The sequence below is a fragment of the Streptomyces sp. NPDC048671 genome, assembly GCF_055587045.1.
This window is the reverse complement of sequence record NZ_JBVJHB010000029.1, coordinates 1-24,177: the sequence shown is the minus strand read 5'-3', so window position 1 is coordinate 24,177 and position 24,177 is coordinate 1. Positions and strand designations below refer to the sequence as shown.

The following is a 24,177-nucleotide window of genomic DNA, read 5'->3' as shown; positions in this document are numbered from 1 at the left end:
CCCGCCGGTGCGGGGACGCGGTCAGCCTGTCGAGCAGCTCGGCAGGCCGGCCGTGTCCCCCGAGCGGATCCTGTCCAGCGACTTCTTGGCGTCGTCGATCGTCTTCACCCGCACCAGGGTGAGTCCGTCGGGGGTGTCGGAGGCGGCCGACTTGCAGTTGTCGGCCGGGGTCAGGAAGTAGCGCGCCCCGGCGTTGCGCGCGCCGACCAGCTTCATGTTGATGCCGCCGATCGGACCGACCTTGCCCTTGTCGTCGATCGTCCCGGTGCCCGCGACGAACTTGCCGCCCGTCAGCTGTCCGGGGGTGAGCTTGTCGATGATGCCGAGGGAGAACATCAGACCGGCGCTCGGGCCGCCCACGTCCGCGAGCTTGATGTCGATCTCGAACGGGAAGGTGTGATCGGTCCCCGCCTGGATGCCGACGATCGCGCGGTCCTCCTTGGGGGCCTTCTCCGTGGTGAGGGTGATCTTCTCGGTGCCCTTGGGCTCCTTGCCGGCCTTCTCGGCCGCCGCCGCGGTCTTGGCCGGGATGACCGTGAAGGTGACGTCCTGGCCGGGCCTGTGCCGGGTGACGAGCTTCGCGACGTCCTCGGGCTGCTTGACCGCCGTGCCGTCGACGGCCTTGATCACGTCACCGGCGTGCAGCTTGCCCTGCGAGGGACTGTCCTTGATGACCGTGGAGACCACGACCCGTGACGACACCGGAATGCCCAGTTCGGTGAGGGCCGCGACCTTGGCGCTCTCCTGGGACTGGCTGAATTCCTCGGCGTTCTCCTGCGTCGACTGCTGCTCGGTCTTGCCGTCCGGGTAGAGCGTGTCGTGCGGTACGACCAGGCTGTCATGGCCCAGCCATCCGGAGAGGGCCTCCACGATGTTCATGTTGTAGTCCGCGCCGGTGACCCTGACCGTCGTCATGTTGAGATGGCCGGACGTCTTGTACGTCTCGCGCCCCTTGATCTGCAGCACGGGCTCGCCGTCGACCTCACCGAGCGTGTTCACGGTCGGCCCGGGGGACATCTCCGAGTACGGAACCTTGATCAGCAGACCCGCGCAGATCAGCGCGATAAGGACCAGCGTGGAGGCGAGCATCGTCGCGGTGCGGCGTGGCATGGAACGACAGTACGGGAAGGGTCTGTTTGTGCACCGCCGGGGCCGGTCCGTACGGGGCCGGGGCGGGGCGCGAGGGGTGCGCCGGGAAGCCTCGGCAGGCGATGCGGTGGTGCGGATTGGCAACCGCGTACGTTCGGTGCGGCGTCAGACGTTCGATATCTGCTCGACCGGCTCCGAACCGGAGTGCGACTTCTCCATCGCTTCACGGAACCGGGCATATCCGGCGAGTTCGGTGACATCGCCGGTCGTGCGATTACGGGCGGCCCAGCTTCCCCATATCGCGGCACCGAGCGCAGCGAAAAGCGGAATCAACAACCAGGCGAGTGCTGCCATGACGACCTCCCTGCCTCATGAGCAACCGCAACTGACCTATCAGCAGATTAACCATCTGCAGAGCCAACGCTCACGGCAGGGGTGCGGTTACGCAAATCGGGGCGGAAGCCCGCCCGGCCGGTTTGCGCTCAGCAGGCTCCGACCCACTCCTCCGTACCGTCGGAAAAGCGCTGGTGCTTCCAGATCGGGACCTCGTGCTTGAGGTCGTCGATGAGCTTGCGGCAGGCCTCGAAGGCCTCTCCGCGGTGCGGGCAGGAGACCGCCACGACGACGGCGAGATCGCCCACCTCCAGTTCACCCACTCGGTGGACAGCGGCCAGCGCCCGGACCGGGAAGGCGGCGACGACCCTCTCCGCCACCCGGCGCATCTCGTCCTGCGCCGAGGGATGGCACGAGTAGCCGAGCGCGCCCACGTCCTGGCCGCCGTCGTGGTTACGCACGGTGCCGACGAAGAGCGCGGTGCCGCCGGCGGCGTCGTCGCCGACGGCACGGAAGATCTCGTCCACCGACAACGGCGTGTCGCGGATCTCCAGCAGCCGGATCGGGTCCTGTGCCGTCTGCTCGCCGGGGTGGTCATGCGTGGGTGCCATGCATGACATCGTGCCGCACCGCGCCGGCATCACGGAATTGCGCTTTCCGCCGGTGGGCCGCCGGCACCCTTGGAGCCTCCTACAGACGGCAGGCCCTACGGCAGGCAGGCCCTAGATACGGCGGCGCGCCTTGCGGGCGCGCCGTACCAGGGCGGCGGTACCGAGCAGGGCCACGGTCGCGCCGGCGGCACCGGCCGCGGTGGCGTCCTTGCGGCCGAGCCGGCGGCCCGCGACGGTGTGCCGTCCCTCCACCTCTTCGAGGAGGGCGGCGAGCACCTCCTCGTTGGTCCAGCTCGGGCGCCAGCCCGCGTCGTGCAGCCGGCTCACGCTCACCACCCAGGGATGCATCGTGTACGCCAGGTCCCCCGCCGGGGACGGGGTGAGGCCGATCCGGTGCAGCCGGGCGGCGGCGCCGAGCGCCACGGCGGAGGGCAGCTCCATCCGGCGGACGCCGCTGATCTCCTCGACCTCCTCCTGTTCGAGCCAGCCGTCGCAGCCGACCGCGAACTCCCCGTCGATCTTCTCCAGCGCGGCGTACTCCAGCGCCGTGACCAGGTCGTCGACATGGCAGAACTGCCAGGTGGGGTGCGATCCGGCGACGACGAGGAGGCGCGGTGACTCGAAGTAACGGGTCAGTGCCGTGTCGGTACCGCCGACGAGCACCGTGGGACGGACCACGGTGACGTGGAGTCCGGGGTGGGCGCGGGGCGCGCGACGGCCGAGCCGTTCGATCTCCAGCAGGTCGCCGACGCCGGTCGCCTCCGCGGTGGCCCGCAGCTCGGCGTCCTCGGCCAGCGGGATGTCGTTGTCGGGCAGCGCGCCGTAGACCATCGCGGAGGTGCACAGCACGACCCGGTGGACGCCGACGGCCGCGGCGGCGGTCAGCACGGTCTGGGTGCCGCGCACGTTGTAGGCGGTGCGGGCGGCGGCATCGGTCTCCAGGTCGAGATCGAGCGCCAGGTGCACCACGACGTCCGCGCCCCGCAGCTTCTCCGCGATGGCCGGGTCACGGACGTCGAGGATGTGCCAGGTCGCCTCGGAGACCTCCCCGCGGCGTTCGTCGATGGCGATGACCTGCTTGATCTCCTCGGAGGCCGCGAGCCGGGCCGCGAGCAGCTCGCCGACACCCGTCGCGGCTCCGGTGACGGCCACGACGGGGCCGCGGCTCCTGGAGCGGCTCCGGACGGTCTTGTCCTCGGGCTTGCTCCGGGCCTTGTTCTCGGTCTCGTTCTCGGTCTTCTTCTCGGACAGCGGGTCGGCCAGGTTTCGCGCTGCGCGAACCTGCGGATCTGGGGAACTCACCGGGCGTCTCCAGCGGTTGTCTTCAGTACGTACCCGAATGACGCGTACGTACCAGGTGGCGTCCATCCTGCCGCAGGCAGGGAGCCGACGGAGCACTGAGGCCCTGAGCGGACTTGGTGTCTACGCTGGATGGTGATGTCGGGCAGTCGCCGTCGGTTCGATCCGGCGGCCCTACGAGCCGAGGAAACCCGTGAGTGACACCCCATTCGGATTCGGCCTTCCGCCGGAGGAGCCGGACGACGGCGACCAGGGCAAGAAGAAGGACCCCACCGGAGGTGGGCAGGGTTCGGGCGGTCCGGCGAACCCGCTCGGCTTCGGCCCCGGCGCGGGCGGTGACAACCCCTTCGCCGCGATGTTCGGTTCGATGAACCCGAACGACCTGGGCGCCGCCTTCCAGCAGCTCGGCCAGATGCTGAGCTACGAGGGCGGTCCCGTGAACTGGGACATGGCCAAGCAGATCGCCCGCCAGACCGTCTCGCAGGGCACCGCGGACGGCACCAAGGACGCGAGCGTCGGCCCGTCCGAGCGTGCCGCGGTCGACGAGGCGCTGCGCCTGGCGGACATCTGGCTGGACGGCGCGACGTCGCTGCCGTCCGGTTCGGTCTCCACCGTGGCCTGGAGCCGTGCGGAGTGGGTCGAGGCGTCCCTCCCCGCCTGGCAGAAGCTGGTCGACCCGGTGGCCGAGCGTGTCGGCCTCGCCATGGGCGATGTGCTGCCCGAGGAGATGCAGGCGATGGCGGGCCCGCTGATCGGCATGATGCGGTCGATGGGCGGCGCGATGTTCGGCCAGCAGATCGGGCAGGCCGTCGGCGTGCTGGCGGGCGAGGTGGTCGGCTCGACCGATATCGGGCTGCCGCTGGGCCCGGCCGGCAAGGCCGCGCTGCTTCCGCTGAACGTCGAGCGGTTCGGCAAGGACCTGAGCGTGCCGCAGGACGAGGTGCGGCTGTACCTGGCGCTGCGCGAGGCCGCTCACCAGCGGCTCTTCGCCCACGTGCCGTGGCTGCGCTCGCATCTGTTCGGTGCCGTGGAGGGCTATGCGCGCGGCATCAAGGTCGACACGAGCAAGCTGGAGGACGTGGTCGGCCAGTTCGACCCGTCACAGCCCGAGCAGCTGCAGGAAGCTCTTCAGCAGGGCATGTTCCAGCCGGAGGACACCCCGGAGCAGAAGGCCGCCCTGGCCCGGCTGGAGACGGCGCTCGCGCTGGTCGAGGGCTGGGTGGACGCCGTGGTGCACGAGGCCGCGAAGTCCCGGCTGACCTCGGCGGACGCGCTGCGCGAGACGATGCGCAGGCGCCGCGCCTCCGGCGGTCCCGCCGAGCAGACGTTCGCCACGCTCATCGGTCTCCAGCTGCGTCCGCGGCGGCTGCGTGACGCCTCGCGGCTGTGGGCCTCGCTCACGGACGCACGGGGTGTCGACGGACGCGACGCGCTGTGGGAGCACCCCGACATGCTGCCGACCGCTCACGACCTGGACGATCCGGACGGGTTCGTGCACCACGAGCAGCTGGACTTCTCCGAGCTGGACAAGATGCTCGGCGAGGCCGCGAACGGGCCGCAGAAGCCCGCGGCCGGCACCGAGGGCAAGGCCGGTCCCGGCCCGGACGACGCCGACGGCAAGGGCGACGACAGCTCGGACGGCGACGGCAAGGGCGACACCGACAAGTGAGCCTGCACGACGACGCCGTTCTCGTACTGAAGAGCTACGGAGGCGGTGCGGACGCCGCCCAGGAGGAGCTGCCCCGGGCCTATCTGGACCATCTGTCGCTGTATCCCGACGGCATGTGGAAGGCCTGCGGGGCCGGGCACCTGACGGCCAGCGCGCTGGTCGTGGACCCGGAGCGCGGCAGGGTGCTGCTCACGCTGCACCGGAAGCTGCGGATGTGGCTGCAGATGGGCGGTCACTGCGAGCCCGGGGACGCCACGCTGGCCGGTGCGGCGCTGCGCGAGGCCACTGAGGAATCCGGCATCGCCGGTCTGACGTTGCTGGCGGGCGGCCCGGTCACCCTGGACCGCCACCCGATCCCGGCGCCCTGCAACTGGCATCTGGACGTCCAGTACGCGGCACTGGCACCGTCGGGTTCGACGGAGCGGATCAGTGACGAATCGCTGGACCTGCGCTGGTTCGCCTACGACGAGGTCGCCGGGGTCGCCGACTCCTCGGTGGTGCGTCTGGTGGAACGTACGCGGGCGGTACTGGACGGGGCCCGGTAGCGGCAGCGACGACAGCACGGGTAAGGGGCGGCCTCCTGGGAGGCCGCCCCTTACCGATCGGGTGGCTCAGTTCCAGGCGTTGTTCTGGTTCTGGGCGTGGACACCCTGCTGACCCATGCCGAACTGGGCGGCCATCCCCTGGCCGATCTGGGCGTTCTGCGGCGGCAGCACCTCGCTCGGCTGGACCAGGGCGAAGCCCTGCCCGAGGAAGCTGAGCTCCCAGCCCTCTCCGGTGTTGCCGCGTCGGCGCATGACGCCCGACGAGTGCGTCTGGGCCTGCATCTGCACGCGCAGGGAGCTGGACCAGGCGACGACGGCGTCCGCGTCGGCGTTGACGTACTTGTCGGGCGTGACCTGCATCATCAGGGGCTGGCCGGAGGTCATCAGGGCGACCTTGCCGCTGCCGGAGATGTTGAGCTGGTACTTGCCGGTGCCCGAGATGCCGTACTGGCTGTCCACCGCGATGACCTCGGTGTGCAGCGCCGAGTCGAGCGCCAGGACATACGCGCTGTCCACCGTCATGCCGTCGCGGTCGACATCCACCACGTGGACGTACTGCGCCAGGTTGGCGAGATAGACGGTGCCCTGCCCGGAGCAGCGCATCAGGTCGAGGCCCTCACCGGTGCTCGCGCGGGCCCGGCGCTGTCCGTGCGACTGGTACTCGCCGTCGAACTCCATCAGCCCCTGGTACGCGACCATGGCCCCCTTGCGGGCGAGGACGTCGTCGTGGCCGGTCAGCGAGACCCGCAGGAGCTGCGGGTTCTGAACCGCGTACCGGTCCTGGGACTGCTGTTCCGTGTAGCTGAAGAGCGGACTCTGCATGGTGTTCTCTCCCTCCCCGTCAGTTCCGGACCCGCAGGCGGTCGGTACTGTCCTCGCTCGGCTGGACGACGACGATCCCCTCACCGGAGAAGGCCATCTGGAACGCCTCTCCGCTGCCCCGCCCGATGAGCGAGGATGCCTTGAAGCTGCGCTTGCCCTTCACCTTGAGGTTCGGGGACCACGCCACCAGGGCGTCCGGGTCGACGTACGTCTCGTCCTCGCCACGCCCGCAGTCGACGACGATCGGCGTGCCGCGCGAGGTGATGGCGACCCAGCCGGTGCCGGAGATGCAGACGTTCCACAGGCCCTGGCCGGCGAATTTGGCCAGTCCCTTGACCCGTTCGACACCCCAGGTGAGATGGCCGTCGAAGGCGAGGACGTTGGTGCCGTTGACCGAGAGGGAGTCGTTGTTGAGATTGATGACGACCACGTCCGCGCCGTAGTCGGCGAGGTAGAGCAGCCCGTCACCCGCGCACTTCATCAGGGGTGTGCCCTCGCCGGTGATCCACTGCGAGGCGATCTGGCGGACGGCGGGCGGATTGGGCTCGTACTGGATGAAGCCCTCGTACGCCACCATCGAGCCGGTGCGCGCGTACAGGTCCTGGCCGGTGGCCATGGCGACCTTCAGCATCGAATGGCCGTGGTTCTCCATCCGGGCCGTGACGGGGGTCGGGGCGTAGCCCGCGAGTTGCTGATTCATGACGGGCTCCCTCAGACCTCGTAGGGCTGGACGACGATGAAGTTGCCGGGTGCGCCCCGGAACTGGAGGTTCACGGTCTCCCCGCTGTGTCCGGGGTAGGCGTTGCGGCGCAGCCGGACCTGGCTGGAGACGATCACCTGGGACGCCGCCGACCACGCCACGACGGCGTTGCAGTCGGCGAAGGTGGTCGGGGTGACCGGCAGGACGACCGGCACACCGTGGGTCTTGACGACGACGGTGCCGGTGCCCTGGAACTGCATGGTGAACAGGGCGCCTCCGGGGATGCCGTGGCCCTCGATCCTGCGGACCTCGTGCTGCAGCGACTCGTCGAAGGCGAGGACGTTCTCCGCGGAGACGCAGATGCCGTCGCCCTGGAGCTCGACCGCGTGCAGATGGGAGCCGTCCTCGGCGAGGAAGACCTGTCCGTTGCCGGTACAGCGCATCAGCTGCATTTCCTGACCGGTGGCGTTGCCGACGATCCGGCCGGCGAAACCTGCGCCCTTGTAGCCGAAGTCGACCTTGCCCTGGTACATCACCATGCTGCCCTGCCTGGCCAGCACTCCCCCGCCGCCGTTGGTGAGGTCGACGCGCATGAGCTGCTGGTTCTGCGCGGTCCAGCGCTGGCCGGTGGCCGTCTCCTTGTACGGCTGGAGCGCGGCCAGGAGGCCTGCCCCGGTCTTCGGCGCCCCTTGCGGCACGCCCTGGGGCATGCCCGGCGGCATGCCGGGAGGCTGCTGTCCGTACGGGGCCGGAGCCGGCTGTCCGTAGGGTGCGGGAGCCGGCTGTCCATAGGGTGCGGCCGGCTGTCCCGGGACCTGCCCGAACTGCGGCTGCTGGGGCGGCTGCCCCGGATGTCCGTACGGAGCGAGCGGGGGCGGTGGCGGAGGCGGCGGGGGCACGCTGCCGCCCTGCGGGACCAACGGCGCCACGATGGTGGGCGCGGCGTGCATCTGCTGCTGCTGCGGAGTGGGCGCCGGCGCGGGCGGTCCGCCGAAGGACGGTGCCGGCTGCGGGATCTGTGGTGCGGCCGGGGCGCCGAACGACGGGACGGGCGCCGCCGCCTGGGCGGGCGGGGCGAACGGGACGGCGGACTGCGGCTGCGGAGCGGCGGGCTCCTCCTCGGCGACCTCGCCCCCGAAGTTCTTCAGCAGCGCGTCGAGGCCGCCGTCGAAACCCTGGCCGACAGCGGCGAACCGCCAGACGTCCTTGAGGTAGAAGTCACCCAGCATCACCGCACGTTCGGTGGTGAACTCCGAGCCGGTGAAGGCGTACCTGACGACTTCCTCGCCACCCGCGACGATCCGGATGTAGCCGGGGCCGACCTGCGCCATCTGTCCGGCGCCGTCCAGCGTCGCGGTGAACGACAGCTTGTGGATGCTCGCCGGAACACGGTCCAGAGTCACGCGGAACGACTCGGTGTCACCGGCCTGGGCACCGAGGAGCTGAATGGACTCCTCGGGAGATTTCGGCTGGTTGAAGAAGATGAAATACCGGTCGTCGGAGAGCTGCTCATTGGCATCGAGGCCGAAGCAGCTGATGTCAAAGGTCAGTCCCGGGCCGGCGATCTGCACACCTACGTACAGGTCCGTCCCCGGCGTGAGATCGCTGATCTTGGCCTTGTGGCCGCGTTGGAATTCCCTGGCCATGCGTAACGACCGTCCCCCATCCGGAAGCTAATGCGTCGCGTCAGGCTAACCGCAAAGTCCGGCCCCCGGCCAAGCCGGTACAGACCCGGTACAGAATCACCGAACGTCACTCGCCGCGTGCGGCGGGCAGGTGCGGCAGCCGGTCGGCCGCCACCACCCCTTCGAGATAGCCGCGCGCCCGCTCGGTACGGGGGTAGGCGTCCAGGAGCCGCCAGAACCGCGGACCGTGTCCGGGCACCAGAAGATGAGCCAGCTCGTGGACGAGCACGTAGTCCACGACGTACTCGGGCATCCCCTGCAGCCGGTGGGACAGGCGGATGCTGCCCTCGGCCGGGGTGCAGGACCCCCACCGGGTGTTCTGATTGGTCACCCACCGCACCGAGACGGGTCTGGCCCGGCCCTCGAAATACTGCGCGGACAATCGCTCCGCCCGCTCGGCGAGTTCGCTGTCGCCGAGAATGCGTCTGCTCTCCTGGGCGGCCAGCTTGTCGAGCATCACGCTCACCCAGCGCCGCTCCTCGGCCTCGGACATCCGGGCGGGGATCAGCACAATCGTGCGGTCACCCTCCCGGTACGCGGAGACCGTTCTGCTGCGGCGGGAGCTCCTGCGGACCTCGACCGCGCTCGTCGCCGAGCCGCGGGGCGGGTGGTCTTCCGCGCTGCGCTGATGGATTCCGGCGCTGCGCGCGGGGGTCTCCCCGGCGAAACCGGGTGACGGGTCGGCGGGCACGGCACGACGTTACCCGCTGTCCGTGGGGGAAGTCCCGTCTCCCGAACGGTTCACACGTGATCCACCCCATGGCTTGCACCATTTGAACGACTAATACCCCCTGCCTGTGGATAACTCTGCACCCGCTTCCGCGGCCCGCTGCATTCTGGCAATGGATCTCACGCAGCCACACAGACCAGGGGGAAGCCGTGCATCCGATGTTGAAGCCCGCGCTGCGCCGCGCATGGCGCGGCCGCGGCACCGTCCAATTCGGTGTGACGCCCGCACACGCGGTGAAGGTCGGCCCGATGGATATCGCGACGGGGTGCTTCCTGGAGCTCCTCGACGGAACACGCGGGATGCCGCTGTTGCGTGAAGAGGCCAGGGCGCTGGATCTCACCGAACGCCAGGTGGACACCCTCGTCGTGCGGTTGTCGGACGCGGGACTCATCGACGATGTGCGGGCCGGCGGACCGGAAGCCGATGCGTTGCGGAACCGGGCGGACGCCATGGAGCGTCAGCGGCCGGACCTCGCGTCACTCTCCGTCGTGCATCCCGAGCCCGGCGGCGGGCTGCGCCGGCTGGCCGCCCGCCGTTCCATGCGCGTCCAGGTGCGAGGAGCCGGCCGGGTCGGTGCGGCCGTCGCCGCGGTGCTTTCCGGATCCGGGGTGGGGCACGTCGAGGTGCTGGACGGGGGATGCGCCGAGCCGTGCGACGTCTCGCCCGGAGGGCTGCCGCCCTCGGCGACCGGAGAGCGCCGGGACTCCGCGGCCCGTCAGCTGGTCCGGCGCTCGGCCCCCGGTCCGGCGGCACGGGCGACGCTGTCGTCGGGCGGGCCCGCTCGCGGCGAGCCGGGCCTGTCCCTGATCGTGGTCGCCCCTCGCGAGAGCCTCTCCGCCTACGTCCCCGATCCGCGCACCGCCGAGCCGTGGATCGCCTCGGGCACACCGCACCTCTACGCCGGAGTGATCGAGGCCACCGGATTCGTCGGGCCCCTGGTGCTGCCGGGCGGTACGGCGTGCGCGGGATGCCTGGATCTGGACCGGCGCGACCGGGACCCGCAGTGGCCGCGGATGCTGGCTCAGTGGCAGTCCGGCCGGCGCACCGCCGTGCAGGCCTGTGACCTGGGCCTGGCGACCGCGGTGGCAGGTCTGGCGGCCGCCCACGCGCTGTCCTTCCTCGACGGGGAGCTGCCCGCCTGCACCGGGGCCCGGTGGGAAGCCGCGCTGCCGCTGTTGGACTGGCGGTCGGAGCAGATCCGGGCGCACCTCGACTGTTCCTGTGGAGCGGGTGGGCACACTGAGGGGGTGCGCACCTCCGGGGCCGGCACGGCGCACGACACAATGGCCGGGTAACCGCCGCACGCAGCGCGGCAGTCTGGGATTTGGAGGGGCATATGTCTGATCTTCCCCGGAAGGCGGTCACCCGAACCGCCAAGCTGGCCGCGCTGCCGTTGGGGTTCGCGGGCCGGGCCACGTGGGGGCTGGGCAAGCGCATCGGCGGGAAGTCCGCGGAGCTGGTCGCCCGCGAGGTACAGCAGCGCACCGCCGACCAGCTCTTCAAGGTCCTGGGCGAGTTGAAGGGCGGGGCGATGAAGCTCGGACAGGCCCTCTCCGTCTTCGAGTCGGCCCTGCCCGAGGAGGTCGCCGGCCCCTACCGCGCGGCCCTCACCAAACTCCAGGAGGCCGCTCCTCCGATGCCGGAGGGCAGGGTCCACGCGGTGCTGGCCGAGCGGCTCGGTGAGGACTGGCGGGAGCTGTTCCTGACGTTCGAGGACAAGCCGTCGGCCGCCGCCTCGATCGGGCAGGTGCACCGGGCGGTGTGGCACGACGGGCGGGACGTCGCGGTGAAGGTGCAGTACCCGGGTGCCGGGGAGGCTCTGCTCTCGGACCTGACCCAGCTCAGCCGGTTCGCCCGGCTGCTCGGCCCGCTGATTCCCGGCATGGACATCAAGCCGCTGATCACGGAGCTGCGCGACCGGGTGTCGGAAGAGCTGGACTACGAACAGGAGGCGCGGTCGCAGCGGGAGCACGCCGAGGAGTTCGCGGACGATCCCGATGTCGTGGTCCCGGACGTGGTCCACCAGTCCGATCAGGTGCTGGTCACGGAGTGGATCGACGGTGTGCCGCTGGCCGATGTGATCGCCGACGGAACCGCGGAGCAGCGGGACCGGGCCGGACAGCTGCTGGCCCGGTTCCTGTTCTCCGGCCCCGCGCGCACCGGGCTGCTCCACGCCGACCCGCACCCGGGCAACTTCCGGCTGCTGCCCCCGGAGCCGGCCGGCCCGGCGGACGCGGACGAGACCGGTCACGCCCCGGACGCCGACGGCACCGAGGACACCGGGGCGGCTCAGTGGCGGCTCGGTGTCCTCGACTTCGGGACGGTGGACCGGCTGCCCGGCGGGCTGCCGCAGCCCATCGGGGACTCGTTGCGGCTGACGCTCCGGGGCGACGCTGACGGCGTGTACGAGATGCTGCGCGACGAGGGCTTCGTCAAGGACTCGATCGACCTCGCCCCGGACGCGGTGCTCGACTACCTCCGGCCGATCATCGAACCCGCGCTGGTGGAGGAGTTCGCCTTCAGCCGGAGCTGGATGCGCAATCAGGCCGCCCGGATAGCTGATCCGCGCTCCCCCGCCCACCAGCTGGGCAAGCAGCTGAATCTGCCGCCTGCCTATCTGCTGATACACCGCGTGACGTTGAGCACGATAGGGGTGCTGTGCCAGCTCGGCGCGACGGTCCGGCTGCGTGAGGAACTCGAAGCCTGGCTGCCGGGGTTCCTGCCGCAGGAAGAGGAGGAACGAGCCGGCGAGGAGTGGCCCGAGGAAGCTCCGGCCGAGTTCGAGGCGACGGACGAGGCGACGGACGAGTTCGCGGCGGTGGACGAGCCCGTGGAGGGCGCCGCGGCCGGCGCGGAAGCCAAGTAGCGGCTGGTCAGGTCACCACCAGGCGGAGTCGAGCCGGCTCTCGATGGCCCTGATGTGGCCGCGCGCGCAGCTGTCACAGAAGTAGCGACGGCTGCCGTTCTCCACGGAACAGATCCAGGTCGGCGGTGCGTCGTCGCTCCCGGCTCCGGTACCGCACAGGGCACATACGACGCCCTCGGTGCCCGCCGCTTCGGGGCGCTGCGTCTCCTCGTCCACCTCGTGACGATAACTCCACCGTCGCGGTCCGGCACGGCAAGGCACCACACAGCACGGCCTAGGGGCCGGTCCGAGTGGACCGGCCCCGAGGCAGGGGTGGTGATGTGGGTACTGGGTACTGCTTGCTGCGGGTCAGAGAGCGGCTGCCCCGCAGCGGTCCTGCTGATGCCGGGTCCTGCTGGTGTTCAAGCCTGCTGGTGTTCGAGCCTGCTGGTGTTCGAGCCTGCTCGGCTCAGTGCATGACCGCCATGGCCAGCGCACGCCGGGCACGCATCGAGGCGCGCTCGGCCCGGCGCTGCATCCGCCGCGCGTGGATCAGGCGCACGGCCTGACGTTCCGCGTCGGCTTCCCTCAGGCGGTCGTGCATATGAGCACGAGCCAGGGCTTCTGGGATGAGTTGCATCTCACGGGTCCTGTTCTGACGCGAGTCGTTCGCGCCGATGATGGTGACGTCCGGTGTCGCGGAGCCGACGGGCTCCCTCGTGGGGATGGTCATTGGTTCCTGGTTTCGGGGATCGTGGGTGTGGGGACGGTCGATGGTTCCGATGCGCTTCATGGGTTTGGGGGCCGCGACCCCCAGGTCGGCGATCACGCCGCGACCGGGTTCTTGCGGGGACGGCCACGCGGACGCTTGCGAGCGACGACGACGCCCTGGATGAAGAGCTCGCCACCCCAGACACCCCACGGCTCGCGGCGCTCCTTGGCGCCGGCGAGGCAGGCCTCGACGAGCGGGCAGGTGCGGCAGAGGGACTTGGCGTACTCGACGTCGGCCGGGGACTCGGCGAAGAAGACCTCGGGGTCGTAGGAGCGGCAGGGGACGGGCACGCCGAGGTTCTCGATGGCGTCGTCGAGCGCGGTGAGCGCAGTGAGCGGGGTCAAGGTGGAGTCCTCCGTGAGGCCGGGCGGGGGGATCGTTTCGGAAGGCGGTACTGACGGGGCGTGCGCTTCGAGTTGCACGGTGGTGGTGTCCTCGTCTGGTCGTTCCGGCCTGTTGGCCGGGGGGCGGCTGGTACCAGGTGTTGCTTGTCCCGAGGCTCCTTCGTGCTGTCTCGTCCGTTCGGACAAAACAAAAGGGCCGCGGATCCCGAGTGGGGTTCCGCGGCCCTGAAGGCGCCGGCCTGATTGTCGATCAGGCTGGATCTCTCCAGGGTTCAGGCCCACGGAAGGCCCACATCGTGTGGTGGTGCGTCGTCTGCTTCTTGGCTCCGGCTTCCGCTCCCGCACCGACGGCCGCAAAGGCATAGGCCTGGGCCTGTCCCTTCGCTACTGCTGCTGCCGGTGCCTGGGTCGGTCGCTCATTACGCTCCCGCTCGGGAAGGCTCACCAGGGACAGCGGGCTGACGGCGGAAATGCCGGACATACCGGTGCCACGCAGGGAAGACGTCGAAGAGCAGGCGAGGCCGAGCGAGCAGGCGGAGACGACCGAGAGATCGGTCATTTTGTTGGTCTCGATGATGCTGATCACTTCAATCGCCTCCTCTCGGCGTCTCGGGCGGACCGACCAAGCCGGTCCTACGTATTCGGAATAAGTACAGCACAGGATCAGGGCTTCAGAGAAGTCGCTGTTCCCGTGGTTAAGAACCTATGGTGACGACTGGGGCGGGCGCAAACTATTTTTTCGACGAGTTTTCCTCACATCTCCTCGTCGGCCTCCGCAGACTCCTCCGCCCCGTCCCCACCTGCGCAGATGTCCAGCACCGCGGCGCCGAAACGGCCCAGCTTCCGCGCGCCGACCCCGGGGATCCCGGCCAGTTCGCCCTCGCTGCCGGGCACCGCCTCCGCGATGGCCATCAGCGTCTTGTCGGTGAACACGCAGTAGGCGGGCTGGCTGATCTCCCGCGCCCGCGCCGCGCGCCAGTCGCGCAGCCGCTCGTACAACGCCTCGTCCATGTCGGACGGGCAGTCGTCACAGCGCATCAGCTTCATCTCACCGGCGTCGGTGAGGGTCCTGCCGCACACCCTGCACAGCGCGGGCCCACGCTGCTTGCGCCGGGCCGCCACCGGGCGCTCGATGCCGCCGCTGCCGCCCGCCCCGCCCCGGGAGCCCAGCGACGCCGAGCCGGGGCGCAGCCCGTTCAGGAAGCGGCTCGGGCGGCGGCCGGCCCGGCCGCCTGGCGAGCGGGCCAGCGACCACGACAGCGAGAGGTGGAAGCGGGCCCGGGTGACTCCGACGTAGAGCAGCCGGCGCTCCTCCTCGATCTGCTCGTCCGTCTTGGCGTAGGTGATCGGCATCATGCCCTCGGTCAGCCCGACCAGGAACACGGCATCCCACTCCAGGCCCTTCGCCGAGTGCAGCGAGGCGAGGGTGACGCCCTGGACCGTGGGGGCGTGCTGGGCCGCGGCCCGCTCGTCCAGCTCGGCGACCAGGTCGGAGAGGGTCGCGCCCGGCCTGGCCTGTTCGAAGTCCTCGGCAAGCCTGACCAGTGCGGCCAGCGACTCCCAGCGGTCGCGCACCGCCCCGGACCCGGCGGGCGGCTCGCTCCGCCAGCCCTTGGTGGAGAGCACCGCGCGGACCTCGGCGGGCAGCCCCTGCGCATCGTCCAGCAGGGAGTCGTTGCCCCCGGCCCTGGCGGCGCCGCGCAGGGCGACGCCCGCTTCCCGTACCTCCGCGCGCTCGAAGAACCGCTCCGCGCCCCGCAGCTGGTACGGCACCCCCGCGTCGGCCAGGGCCTGCTCGTAGACCTCGGACTGGGAGTTGACCCGGTAGAGCACGGCGATCTCGCCCGCCGGGACGCCCGCGGCGATCAGGTCACGGATGCGGCGAGCGGTGCCCTCGGCCTCGGCGGGCTCGTCCGCGTACTCCGTATAGGCGGGCTCGGGGCCGCGCTCGCGCTGCGAGACCAGTTCGAGCCGGTGCTCGGCGGCCCTGCCGCGGGCCTGGCCGAGCAGCCCGTTGGCCAGGTGGACCACCTGGGGCGTGGAGCGGTAGTCGCGGACGAGCTTGACGACGGTGGCCAGGGGGTGGCGGGTGCGGAAGTTCAGCAGGTGGTCGGGGGTGGCTCCGGTGAAGGAGTAGATCGTCTGGCTGGCGTCACCGACGACGCAGAGGTTGTCCCGGTCGCCGAGCCAGAGATCGAGCAGCCGCTGCTGGAGCGGGCTGACGTCCTGGTACTCGTCGACGACGAAGTACTGGTACTGACGGCGGACGTGGTCGGCGATGTCGTGCCGGTCCTGAAGGATGCCGACGGTCAGGAGCAGCACGTCCTCGAAGTCGATCACCGTGCGGTCCCGCTTCAGCTGCTCGTACATCGCGTAGACCTGCGAGATCTCGGCTGGATCGCGCGGGGCGTCCCGCTGGGACTTGGCGACGACGGCCGGGTAGTCGGCGGGCACGGTCTGGGTGACCTTGGCCCACTCGATCTCGCTCGTGACATCGCGCAGCTCGTTGCGGTCGAGCCGGATGCCGCAGCGGGCCGCCGCCTCGGCCACCAGCTGGACCTTGCGCTCCAGCAGCCGGGGCAGATCGCCACCGACTGCTTTCGGCCAGAAGTACTGGAGCTGGCGCAGGGCCGCGGAGTGGAAGGTCCGCGCCTGCACCCCGCCGGCTCCGAGCTGGCGCAACCGCCCCCGCATCTCACCGGCGGCCCGGTTGGTGAACGTGACGGCAAGCACACTCGTCGGCTGGATTATCCCGGCGCGCACCCCGTAGGCGATGCGGTGCGTGATGGCCCGCGTCTTGCCCGTACCGGCTCCGGCCAGCACGCACACCGGGCCTTGCAGGGCCAGGGCGACCTCGCGCTGCTCGGGGTCGAGCCCGTCGAGGACGGCGTCGGCGGAGTCGGGGACCTGAGGGAAGAGGGTGGAATGCGTTGCTGATGTCACCCCGCCATGCTGCCAGGTCGAAAGGGGCGGACGTGGAAGTTGTCCACAGGGGTGCCGTATCCGTCGTACTAATAGGGAACGGCGCCGGGAATGGTGGCCAGGTCACGTACGTTCTCCTGTCGTGCGGCAACGCGCGTCCCGGCTTCTCCGTGTGACGGAAGAGACCGAACGGAAGAGACCGAGACGGGATGCGGCGGGATTGCCGAGACCGATGAGACAGAGGAGCGCGAAGACATGCCGGGCACTGTGACGATGTACAGCACCACGTGGTGCGGATACTGCCGTCGGCTCAAGGGCCAGATGGACCGCGAGGGCATCGCGTACACCGAGATCAACATCGAGCACGACCCGGACTCCGCCGCCTTCGTCGAGAAGGCGAATGGCGGGAACCAGACGGTCCCGACGGTTCTCGTGGCTCCCGCCGGCGGTGGTGAGGACGTCGTCATGACGAACCCGAGCCTGGCCCAGGTGAAGCAGGCCCTCACAGCCTGACACCCCGTCGCGCACAGCACCGCCCCCTCCGGCGAACCCGACCGGAGGGGGCGGTTCTGTGCGCGACGGGAACGGCGGGGTTACCGACGCGTCCGTGCGTGGTCCGGTCTTGGCTGGATCGCCGCCGCGGCCGTGGTGGCCGGTCACGAAGGTGCTGAACGCGGACAGCCCCGCGCCCGGCGCCCGCCGGGTCAGCTCGCGCGGACCGGCTTCGGCAGGGGCTTCCCGTACCAGATCTCGATCAGCCGGGCCGCGATCGAGATGCCGAACGGGGGCAGGATCTCGCCCGACTCGAAGGCGGCGGTCAGCTCCTCGCGGGAGAACCAGCAGGCCTCCTCGATCTCCTCGCCGTCGACGTTGATCTCGTACGTCGTGGCCCGTGCCATGAAGCCGAGCATCAGGCTGGACGGGAAGGGCCAGGGCTGGCTGGCGACGTACTCCACCTCGCCGACCGTGATGCCCGCTTCCTCGAACACCTCGCGCGCCACGGACTGCTCGATCGATTCGCCCGGCTCGACGAAACCGGCCAGGGTGGAGAAGCGGCCCTCGGGCCAGTGGACCTGGCGGCCCAGCAGGGCGCGGTCCTGGTCGTCGGTGACCAGCATGATGACCGCGGGGTCGGTACGCGGGTAGTGCTCAGCGCCGCAGGCCTGGCAGCGGCGGATGTGGCCCGCCGCCGCGATCACCGTGCGTTCGCCGCAGCGCGAGCAGAAGCGGTGCAGCCGCTGCCAGTTCTCCAGCGCCACCGCGTGCGCCAGCAGACCGGCGTCGCGGGCGCCGAGGAGCAGGCCCGCCTCGCGCAGCCCGGCGGGACGGGCCGACTGGTCCATGCGGCCGGGCAGCGAGTCCTTCTGGAGGGCGAAGTAGCTGACGCCGTCCTCGTCGGTGCCGAGGAAGTAGCGGTGGGTCTCGGTGAGAGGCGCCTCGAAGGCGGGGGTCATCACGAGTTCGGTGCCGTCGGCGGTGTCGTCGATCAGCGCCTGCCCGCCGGAGACGACGAAGACCCGGGTCGTCGGGTGGCTCCACGCGGCGGCCAGCCAGGCCTCGTCGAGGCGGTGGTGCGCGGCGCGGTCGATGCCGCTGGGCGCGGTCAGACCGATCGGCCGGCCTGCGGTGGCGTTGTCGAAGGTGCTCACAGGTGCTTCCTACTCCCCCGGGATGGATCGGGTGTTCAGAGGATTCAGCGGAGTGCGGCCGCCAGTTCGCTCCAGAGATGGGCGGTGGTCTCCACGCCTTTGAGCAGCAGGTCGAGTTCGACCTTCTCATTGGGGGCGTGCCAGCCGTCGGACGGTACGGAGATGCCCAGGAAGAGGACGGGGGCGCCGAGGACGTCCTGGAGGTCGGCGGCGGGTCCCGAGCCTCCTTCCCGGGTGAAGAGGATCTTCTGGCCGAAGGCCCGTCCCATGGCGCGGGCCACGGCCCGCAGCGCGGGGTGCTCCAGCGGGGTGAGGCAGGGGCGGGTGGCGGGGAGGAAGGTGATCCGGTGACGGATCCCGGCCGGGATCCGGGCCTCGGCCCAGGCCTGCACGGCCTCCTGGACGCGGTCCGGGTCCTGGCCCGCGACCAGGCGGAAGCTGAGCTTCACCCGGGCGGAGGACGGGATGATCGTCTTGCTTCCGGCGCCCTGGTAGCCGCCGCCGATGCCGTTGACCTCGGCGGTCGGGCGGGCCCAGATCCGCTCCAGCGTGGAGTAGCCCGCCTCGCCGGACGCGGACTGCGACCTGGCCGTACGCAGCCAGGTGGCCTCGTCGAACGGCAGCTCGGCGAAGAGGGCGCGCTCGGTGTCGGTGAGTTCGGCCACGCCGTCGTAGAAACCGGGTACCGCGACCCGGCCGTCCGCGTCGTGGAGGGCCGCGACGAGCCGGGCGATCTCGGTCGCGGGGTTGGGGACCGCGCCGCCGAACGATCCGGAGTGGATGTCCTGGCCGGGGCCGTGCAGCTCGATCTCGCACTCGGCGAGGCCACGCATTCCGGTGCAGACGGTCGGGGTCGTCTCGTCCCACATGCCGGTGTCGGAGACGATCACGGCATCGGCCGCGAGCCGGGCGGACTGCCGCTCGACCAGGGCGCGGAAGTGCGGCGAACCGGACTCCTCCTCGCCCTCGACGAGGAGCTTGAGGTGCACGGCGGGGCTGGTGCGGCCGGTGGTGGCCAGGTGGGCCCGGACCCCGAGGGTGTGGAAGAACACCTGCCCCTTGTCGTCGGCCGCGCCGCGCCCGTACATCCGGCCGTCCCGGATCACCGGCTCGAACGGGTCGGTGTCCCAGCCGTCCTCGCGGGCGGCGGGCTGCACGTCGTGGTGCCCGTACACGAGGACCGTGGGGGCGTCCGGGTCCTCGGACGGCCACTCGGCGAAGACGGCGGGCGCCCCGTCCGTCTCCCAGATCTCGGTGACCGGGAAACCGGTCTCCTTCAGCTTGGCGGAGAGCCACTCTGCGCTGCGCCGTACGTCCCCGTCGTGCTCCGGCTGAGCGGACACGGAGGGAATGCGCAGCCACTCGGCGAGGTCATCGAGGAAGGCTGTGCGGTGCTGCTCGGTGTACGTACGGACGGCGCTGTCCGGGGTGTCGCTCATGACCTTCAGCTTATCCGGCCGCGGGAGGTGGCTCGTCCAGGAGGATGCGCTCCAGCTCCGGGCGGCCCGGGAGGCGGGCCGGGCGGACGCTCTCGCCGCTCCGTACGAAGAGGAACGTGGCCGTGACGTCGGTGAGCGGCAATCCGTGCAGTTCGGCCCAGGCGAGACGGTAGACGGCGAGCTGGAGGGGGTCAGCGGTGTTGGTACGGCTGGTCTTCCAGTCGACGATCTCGTACGTGTCCCCGGTGCGGTACACCGCGTCGATACGGCCCCGGATCACCCGGCCGGCCAGGGTGATCTGGAACGGCGTCTCGACGCGGTACGGGGTGCGGCGGGCGTACGGGGTGCGCTCGAAGGCCTCCTTCAGCTCGGCGAGATCGCGTTCGTCGGCGATGTCGGTGTCGCTCTCGTCACCGCCGGGCAGCTCGTCGGGGCCGAGCATGGGCAGCGGCAGCTCCTCGAACCGGGACTCGACCCAGGCGTGGAAGCGGGTGCCCCGGCGGGCGGCCGGCTGCGGGGGGCGGGGCATCGGACGGGCCAGCTCCTGGGCGAAGCCGTCGGGGTCGTCGGCCAGCCGCAGCAGCTGGGTGGCGGAGAGCGAGGCCGGCACGAGGACCTCGCGCACGCCGGCGCGGGCCCGGCGCAGCTCCCCGGCGAGGGCGTCGAGGTCGCGGTCCCAGGAGGCGAGGGTGCGGGACTCCTCGGGGGTGAGGCGCGGGGGGACGCTCTCGGGCGTGCGGGCCACGGGGACGTGCGGGGCCTGGGGGGGCGGGGCGTCGTCGGGGAAGGGGGCCTCGTCCGGGAACGGCGCCTCGTCCGGGTAGGGGTCGTCCTCGGGGAACGGGGCGTCGTCCGGGGGCGGCTCGTCCTCGGGGAACGGCGCGTCGTCGGACCCGTCCGGCACCGGCCCCGCCGTGGCCAGCGCGTTCAGGCGGGCCATCACCGTGTCCGCGGCGGCCCTGCGGCGAGCCAGCGCGGTGTCATCCAGGGGCAGCGGCCAGGCGTGGTCGGTCGCCGACTCGGCCAGGGCGGGGTTCTCCTCGTCCTCGGCCGGCTCGTCCGCCCACGCCTCGATCTCGCCGTGTCCGGCCGCGCAGTGCTCGTACAGCGCGTGCAGGAAGGCGGACGGGCCGCGCGGCTTCTTCTGGCTGGGGCCCCACCAGTGGCCGGAGCCGAGCAGCAGGGTGCGGGGCCGGGTGAAGGTGACGTATCCGAGGCGCAGCTCCTCGGTGTGCTGGTGCTCCTTCATCTCCTCCTTGAAGCCCTTGAGGCCCTTGGCGTCGTAGGAGTGGATGACGGGCAGGGTGGCCGTGTCGCCGCGCAGGGCGTGCGGGAGGACCTTGGACTGGGAGGTCCAGGCGTCGCGGGACTGGCCGCTGGGGAACTGGCCGGTGACCAGGCCGGGCACGGCGACGACATCCCATTCCAGGCCCTTGGACTTGTGGGCGGTGAGGACCTTGACGGTGTTCTCGCCGCCGGGCAGCGCGTTGTCCAGGCCCTTCTCGTACTGCGCGGCGGTGCGCAGGAAGCCGAGGAAGGCGAGGAGCGTGGCCTCCCCGTCGACGGCGGCGAAGCGGGCCGCGACGTCGAGGAAGTTGGCGAGGGTCTCGCGGCGGCGGGCCGCCAGGGCCTGCGGGGACGCGGAGAGCTCGACTTCGAGTCCGGTGGTGCCGAGGACCCGGTGCAGTACGTCCATCAGGGGGTCGGCGAGCGAGCGGCGCAGGTCGCGCAGTTCGGTGGCGAGCCGGGCGAAGCGGATGCGGGCCTCGGTGGAGAACGGCAGGCGGTCGTCCTGCTCGCCGCCGGAGTCGAGGAAGGTGTCCAGCGCGTCGGCGAGCGAGATCACCTCGGCCGGGTCGATACCTTCGACTGCTTCGGCGAGCCGGCGGTCGGGGTCGAAGTCGTCGTCGTCCCCGTGGGCCGCGCGGTGGACCAGGAGTCGGGCCCGGCGGCCGAGCAGCGCCAGGTCGCGGGGGCCGATGCGCCAGCGGGGGCCGGTGAGCAGCCGGACCAGGGACGCGTTGGCCCCCGGGTCCTGGAGGACCTCGCAGACCGCGACGAGGTCCGCGACCTCGGGGAGGTGGAGCAGCCCGGAGAGACCGACGACCTCGACCGGGATGTCCCGGGCCACCAGGGCGGCCTGGATCTCCGGGAAGTCGCCCGCCGTGCGGCACAGGACGGCGATCTCGCCGGGTGCCTTGCCGGTCCGCACGAGGTGGGCGATCGAGTCGGCGAGCCAGTCGATCTCCTCGGTGTGGGTGCGCAGCAGGGCGCAGCGGACGAGGCCGTCGTGCTCGGCACCCGGGGCGGGGCGCAGGGCCTCGACGCCCTCATGCATGGCGCGCAGGGGCGCGGCCAGGCCGTTGGCGAGGTGGAGGAGGCGGCCGCCGCTGCGGCGGTTCTCGCTGAGGGAGTAGCGGGTCGCGGGGGCGCCGTCGGCCTGCGGGAAGTGGCTCGGGAAGTCGTCGAGGTTGGCCACGGAGGCGCCGCGCCAGCCGTAGATGGCCTGGCAGGGGTCGCCGACCGCGGTGACGGCGTGCCCGGACGCGATGCCGTCGGGGCCGCTGCCGAAGAGGGCGGAGAGCAGGAGCCGCTGGGCGACGGAGGTGTCCTGGTACTCGTCGAGCAGGACGACCCGGTACTCGTCGCGCAGGATCGCGCCGACCTCGGGGCGGGTGAGGGCGAGCTGTGCGGAGAGCGCGATCTGGTCACCGAAGTCGAGGAGGTCGCGGCTCCGCTTCGCCTCGCGGTAGCGCCGGGTCAGGGAGAGCAGCTCGCGGCGGGCCTCGGCGGTCTCGGGGATCTTGCGCAGTTCGGCGTTGCTGAGCTTGGCGGTCTCCAGCGTGCGGAGCAGCTCGGTGTCGTGCTCCGCGAGCTGTTCGGGGCGTACGAGGTGTTCGGCCAGCTCGGCGTCGAGCGCCAGAAGATCGCTGACCAGGGTGGGGAACGACCTGGTCAGGGCCGGGTACGGGCCGGGGGCCTCGCGCAGTACGCGGGCGGCGAGCTGAAAGCGGGTGGCGTCGGCGAGGAGGCGGGTGGTGGGTTCGAGCCCGATCCGCAGCCCGTGCTCGGTCAGGAGCCGGCCGGCGAACGCGTGGTAGGTGGAGATGCTGGGCTCGCCCGGCGGGTTGTCCGGATCGATGGCGTCCGGGTCGGTGACGCCGGCCGCGACCAGGGCCTTGCGGACGCGCTCCGCCAGTTCGCCGGCCGCCTTGTTGGTGAAGGTGAGGCCGAGGACCTGCTCGGGGGCGACCTGTCCGGTCCCGACGAGCCACACCACGCGGGCCGCCATCACCGTGGTCTTCCCCGACCCGGCTCCGGCGACGATCACCTGCGGGGCGGGCGGCGCGGTGATGCACGCCGTCTGCTCCGGGGTGAAGGGGATCCCGAGGAGCTCCTTGAGCTGCTCGGGATCGGTGAGGTGTGAGGACACTCCACAGAGGCTAACCGGCCGCGCCGACAACCCACGAAGCCGTGAGCGGGCGGGCGCCGGCGGGGCATCGGCGGGGCGCCCGTTCTGCCCGATGGCGGGATACAGGCCGCAGGGAACCGTCTAGATTGACGCCTGTCGCATCAACAGCCTTACGAGGACGGTCATATGAGCGCCGACATCCCAGCCCCCGGCTCCGCAAACGGCTCCGGAGCGCCAGACGCCACCGCCGGGCTCAGGAAGCGAATAGATACCACTAAGGCGCACCCGGCCCGCGTCTACGACGTCTTCCTCGGCAGGCACTTCCTCTACACATAGAGTACTCGACCCATTACGTAGGGATGTCTCCCCTGGTGGGATCTGGGCGGCGATCAGGCAGCACTTTGCCGTTGACTGCACCGCTGAGTGCGTCAGCTGAAGCGGTCAACTGCTGTTCTGACGCTTTAGCCCGAGCGAGGTTGTTGCGACTGCTCAGGGTGTTGGGGTGGGTGTCGCCGAGGACCTGCTTGTACTGGGTGAGGGTGGCCTCGTAGAGCGGAATCGCCCGCGCAAGATCCCCCGCACTCTCGTAGCCGAACGCGAGGTTGTTGCGACTCATCAGGGTATCGGGGTGAGTGTCGCCCAGGACCTGCTCACTCTGGGCGAGGGTGGCCTCGTAGAGCGGAATCGCCCGCGCAAGATCCCCCGCATTCCAGTAGGCGCCTGCGAGGTTGTTGCGACTGCTCAGGGTGTTGGGGTGGGTGTCGCCCAGGACCTGCTCACGCTGGGCGAGGGTGGCCTCATAGAGCGGAATCGCCCGCGCAAGATCCCCGGCACTCTTGTAGCCGAACGCGAGGTTGTTGCGACTCGTCAGGGTATCGGGGTGAGTGTCGCCCAGGACCTGCTCACGCTGGGCGAGGGTGGCCTCATAGAGCGGAATCGCCCGCGCAAGATCCCCCGCACTCCTGTAGGCGCCTGCGAGGTTGTTGCGACTCGTCAGGGTATCGGGGTGAGTGTCGCCCAGGACCTGCTCACGCTGGGCGAGGGTGGCCTCATAGAGCGGAATCGCCCGCGCAAGATCCCCCGCACTCCTGTAGGCGCCTGCGAGGTTGTTGCGACTCGTCAGGGTATCGGGGTGAGTGTCGCCCAGGACCTGCTCACGCTGGGCGAGGGTGGCCTCATAGAGCGGAATCGCCCGCGCAAGATCCCCCGCACTCCTGTAGGCGCCTGCGAGGTTGTTGCGACTCATCAGGGTATCGGGGTGAGTGTCGCCCAGGACCTGCTCACGCTGGGCGAGGGTGGCCTCATAGAGCG

The 24,177-nt window shown here is 70.9% G+C and carries 22 protein-coding genes; 5 read left to right on the top strand and 17 right to left on the bottom strand.

Annotated elements, in window-relative coordinates:
• Positions 1-21 precede the first annotated feature (21 nt).
• The 4 genes from ACZ6S6_RS36610 to ACZ6S6_RS36595 form a co-directional block, all read right to left on the bottom strand.
• Positions 22-1,110 carry a YlbL family protein gene (locus ACZ6S6_RS36610; RefSeq protein WP_469709360.1) on the bottom strand — a complete coding sequence of 363 codons (1,089 nt, stop codon included), beginning with the start codon at positions 1,108-1,110 and terminating at the stop codon, positions 22-24.
• Between the two features lie 144 nt (positions 1,111-1,254).
• Positions 1,255-1,443, bottom strand: a complete 189-nt coding sequence (locus ACZ6S6_RS36605; protein ID WP_362957393.1) for a hypothetical protein — start codon at positions 1,441-1,443, stop codon at positions 1,255-1,257.
• A gap of 128 nt (positions 1,444-1,571) precedes the next feature.
• Positions 1,572-2,033, bottom strand: a complete 462-nt coding sequence (locus ACZ6S6_RS36600) for a molybdenum cofactor biosynthesis protein MoaE (protein WP_362957396.1) — start codon at positions 2,031-2,033, stop codon at positions 1,572-1,574.
• 111 nt (positions 2,034-2,144) lie between these two features.
• Positions 2,145-3,335 (bottom strand): SDR family oxidoreductase, encoded by a 1,191-nt coding sequence (locus ACZ6S6_RS36595; protein ID WP_362957399.1) that lies wholly within the window; start codon positions 3,333-3,335, stop codon positions 2,145-2,147.
• 190 nt (positions 3,336-3,525) lie between these two features.
• On the opposite strand from ACZ6S6_RS36595, the gene ACZ6S6_RS36590 reads away from it, so the two are divergent.
• Together ACZ6S6_RS36590 and ACZ6S6_RS36585 are read left to right on the top strand one after the other, a co-directional pair.
• Complete coding sequence (locus ACZ6S6_RS36590; protein WP_469709359.1) at positions 3,526-5,001, top strand: zinc-dependent metalloprotease; 1,476 nt, start codon at positions 3,526-3,528, stop codon at positions 4,999-5,001.
• Positions 4,998-5,546 carry an NUDIX hydrolase gene (locus ACZ6S6_RS36585; RefSeq protein WP_469709358.1) on the top strand — a complete coding sequence of 183 codons (549 nt, stop codon included), beginning with the start codon at positions 4,998-5,000 and terminating at the stop codon, positions 5,544-5,546. Before ACZ6S6_RS36590 ends, ACZ6S6_RS36585 begins: the two co-directional genes overlap by 4 nt.
• A 66-nt stretch (positions 5,547-5,612) precedes the next feature.
• Here the strand turns inward: ACZ6S6_RS36585 and ACZ6S6_RS36580 are convergent, their stop codons facing one another.
• The 4 genes from ACZ6S6_RS36580 to ACZ6S6_RS36565 form a co-directional block, all read right to left on the bottom strand.
• Positions 5,613-6,368 carry an AIM24 family protein gene (locus tag ACZ6S6_RS36580; RefSeq protein ID WP_469709357.1) on the bottom strand — a complete coding sequence of 252 codons (756 nt, stop codon included), beginning with the start codon at positions 6,366-6,368 and terminating at the stop codon, positions 5,613-5,615.
• Positions 6,369-6,387: 19 nt separating this feature from the next.
• The gene (locus ACZ6S6_RS36575) at positions 6,388-7,068 is read right to left on the bottom strand and encodes an AIM24 family protein (RefSeq protein ID WP_362957410.1); all 681 of its coding nucleotides are present in this window, start codon (positions 7,066-7,068) and stop codon (positions 6,388-6,390) included.
• 11 nt (positions 7,069-7,079) lie between these two features.
• A complete protein-coding gene (locus tag ACZ6S6_RS36570; RefSeq protein ID WP_469709355.1) occupies positions 7,080-8,714 on the bottom strand; it encodes a TerD family protein in 1,635 nt (544 codons plus the stop codon).
• 106 nt (positions 8,715-8,820) lie between these two features.
• Positions 8,821-9,444 carry a M48 metallopeptidase family protein gene (locus ACZ6S6_RS36565; RefSeq protein WP_362957416.1) on the bottom strand — a complete coding sequence of 208 codons (624 nt, stop codon included), beginning with the start codon at positions 9,442-9,444 and terminating at the stop codon, positions 8,821-8,823.
• A 188-nt stretch (positions 9,445-9,632) separates the two neighbouring features.
• Here ACZ6S6_RS36565 and ACZ6S6_RS36560 point away from each other — a divergent pair, with 188 nt between their 5' ends.
• Both ACZ6S6_RS36560 and ACZ6S6_RS36555 read left to right on the top strand, forming a co-directional pair.
• Positions 9,633-10,778 carry a ThiF family adenylyltransferase gene (locus tag ACZ6S6_RS36560; RefSeq protein WP_362957419.1) on the top strand — a complete coding sequence of 382 codons (1,146 nt, stop codon included), beginning with the start codon at positions 9,633-9,635 and terminating at the stop codon, positions 10,776-10,778.
• A 41-nt stretch (positions 10,779-10,819) separates the two neighbouring features.
• Entirely contained in the window at positions 10,820-12,349 is a 1,530-nt protein-coding gene (locus tag ACZ6S6_RS36555; protein WP_469709353.1) for an ABC1 kinase family protein, read from the top strand.
• Between the two features lie 12 nt (positions 12,350-12,361).
• On the opposite strand, the gene ACZ6S6_RS36550 is transcribed toward ACZ6S6_RS36555, so the two are convergent.
• The 5 genes from ACZ6S6_RS36550 to ACZ6S6_RS36530 all read right to left on the bottom strand — a co-directional run bounded on the left by ACZ6S6_RS36550 (position 12,362) and on the right by ACZ6S6_RS36530 (position 16,387).
• Complete coding sequence (locus ACZ6S6_RS36550) at positions 12,362-12,565, bottom strand: hypothetical protein (protein ID WP_469709351.1); 204 nt, start codon at positions 12,563-12,565, stop codon at positions 12,362-12,364.
• 232 nt (positions 12,566-12,797) lie between these two features.
• On the bottom strand, positions 12,798-13,121 hold the full coding sequence (locus ACZ6S6_RS36545) for a hypothetical protein (RefSeq protein WP_362957598.1): 324 nt from the start codon (positions 13,119-13,121) through the stop codon (positions 12,798-12,800).
• Positions 13,122-13,153: 32 nt separating this feature from the next.
• A complete protein-coding gene (locus tag ACZ6S6_RS36540; RefSeq protein WP_362957428.1) occupies positions 13,154-13,522 on the bottom strand; it encodes a WhiB family transcriptional regulator in 369 nt (122 codons plus the stop codon).
• 172 nt (positions 13,523-13,694) lie between these two features.
• Entirely contained in the window at positions 13,695-14,030 is a 336-nt protein-coding gene (locus tag ACZ6S6_RS36535; protein ID WP_363067793.1) for a hypothetical protein, read from the bottom strand.
• Between the two features lie 167 nt (positions 14,031-14,197).
• Positions 14,198-16,387 carry an ATP-dependent DNA helicase UvrD2 gene (locus tag ACZ6S6_RS36530; RefSeq protein WP_469709349.1) on the bottom strand — a complete coding sequence of 730 codons (2,190 nt, stop codon included), beginning with the start codon at positions 16,385-16,387 and terminating at the stop codon, positions 14,198-14,200.
• Between the two features lie 234 nt (positions 16,388-16,621).
• On the opposite strand from ACZ6S6_RS36530, the gene ACZ6S6_RS36525 reads away from it, so the two are divergent.
• Complete coding sequence (locus ACZ6S6_RS36525) at positions 16,622-16,879, top strand: mycoredoxin (protein WP_362957436.1); 258 nt, start codon at positions 16,622-16,624, stop codon at positions 16,877-16,879.
• Between the two features lie 191 nt (positions 16,880-17,070).
• Here the strand turns inward: ACZ6S6_RS36525 and nudC are convergent, their stop codons facing one another.
• The 4 genes from nudC to ACZ6S6_RS36505 form a co-directional block, all read right to left on the bottom strand.
• On the bottom strand, positions 17,071-18,015 hold the full coding sequence (gene nudC, locus ACZ6S6_RS36520) for an NAD(+) diphosphatase (protein WP_362957440.1): 945 nt from the start codon (positions 18,013-18,015) through the stop codon (positions 17,071-17,073).
• Positions 18,016-18,059: 44 nt separating this feature from the next.
• The gene (locus ACZ6S6_RS36515) at positions 18,060-19,454 is read right to left on the bottom strand and encodes a dipeptidase (protein WP_362957442.1); all 1,395 of its coding nucleotides are present in this window, start codon (positions 19,452-19,454) and stop codon (positions 18,060-18,062) included.
• Positions 19,455-19,464: 10 nt separating this feature from the next.
• A complete protein-coding gene (locus tag ACZ6S6_RS36510; protein WP_469709346.1) occupies positions 19,465-22,887 on the bottom strand; it encodes a UvrD-helicase domain-containing protein in 3,423 nt (1,140 codons plus the stop codon).
• Positions 22,888-23,215: 328 nt separating this feature from the next.
• A partial coding sequence (locus tag ACZ6S6_RS36505) for a tetratricopeptide repeat protein (protein WP_469709345.1) occupies positions 23,216-24,177 on the bottom strand: 962 nt, incomplete at its 5' end.

What these genes read in the sequence shown, in the direction of transcription:
- ACZ6S6_RS36600 (WP_362957396.1), bottom strand. Translation starts at nt 2,033, where the DNA reads ATGGCACCCACGCATGACCACCCCGGCGAGCAGACGGCACAGGACCCG.
- ACZ6S6_RS36515 (WP_362957442.1), bottom strand. Translation starts at nt 19,454, where the DNA reads ATGAGCGACACCCCGGACAGCGCCGTCCGTACGTACACCGAGCAGCAC.
- ACZ6S6_RS36525 (WP_362957436.1), top strand. Translation starts at nt 16,622, where the DNA reads ATGCCGGGCACTGTGACGATGTACAGCACCACGTGGTGCGGATACTGC.
- ACZ6S6_RS36575 (WP_362957410.1), bottom strand. Translation starts at nt 7,068, where the DNA reads ATGAATCAGCAACTCGCGGGCTACGCCCCGACCCCCGTCACGGCCCGG.
- ACZ6S6_RS36610 (WP_469709360.1), bottom strand. Translation starts at nt 1,110, where the DNA reads ATGCCACGCCGCACCGCGACGATGCTCGCCTCCACGCTGGTCCTTATC.
- ACZ6S6_RS36555 (WP_469709353.1), top strand. Translation starts at nt 10,820, where the DNA reads ATGTCTGATCTTCCCCGGAAGGCGGTCACCCGAACCGCCAAGCTGGCC.
- ACZ6S6_RS36570 (WP_469709355.1), bottom strand. Translation starts at nt 8,714, where the DNA reads ATGGCCAGGGAATTCCAACGCGGCCACAAGGCCAAGATCAGCGATCTC.
- ACZ6S6_RS36545 (WP_362957598.1), bottom strand. Translation starts at nt 13,121, where the DNA reads ATGAAGCGCATCGGAACCATCGACCGTCCCCACACCCACGATCCCCGA.
- ACZ6S6_RS36605 (WP_362957393.1), bottom strand. Translation starts at nt 1,443, where the DNA reads ATGGCAGCACTCGCCTGGTTGTTGATTCCGCTTTTCGCTGCGCTCGGT.
- ACZ6S6_RS36580 (WP_469709357.1), bottom strand. Translation starts at nt 6,368, where the DNA reads ATGCAGAGTCCGCTCTTCAGCTACACGGAACAGCAGTCCCAGGACCGG.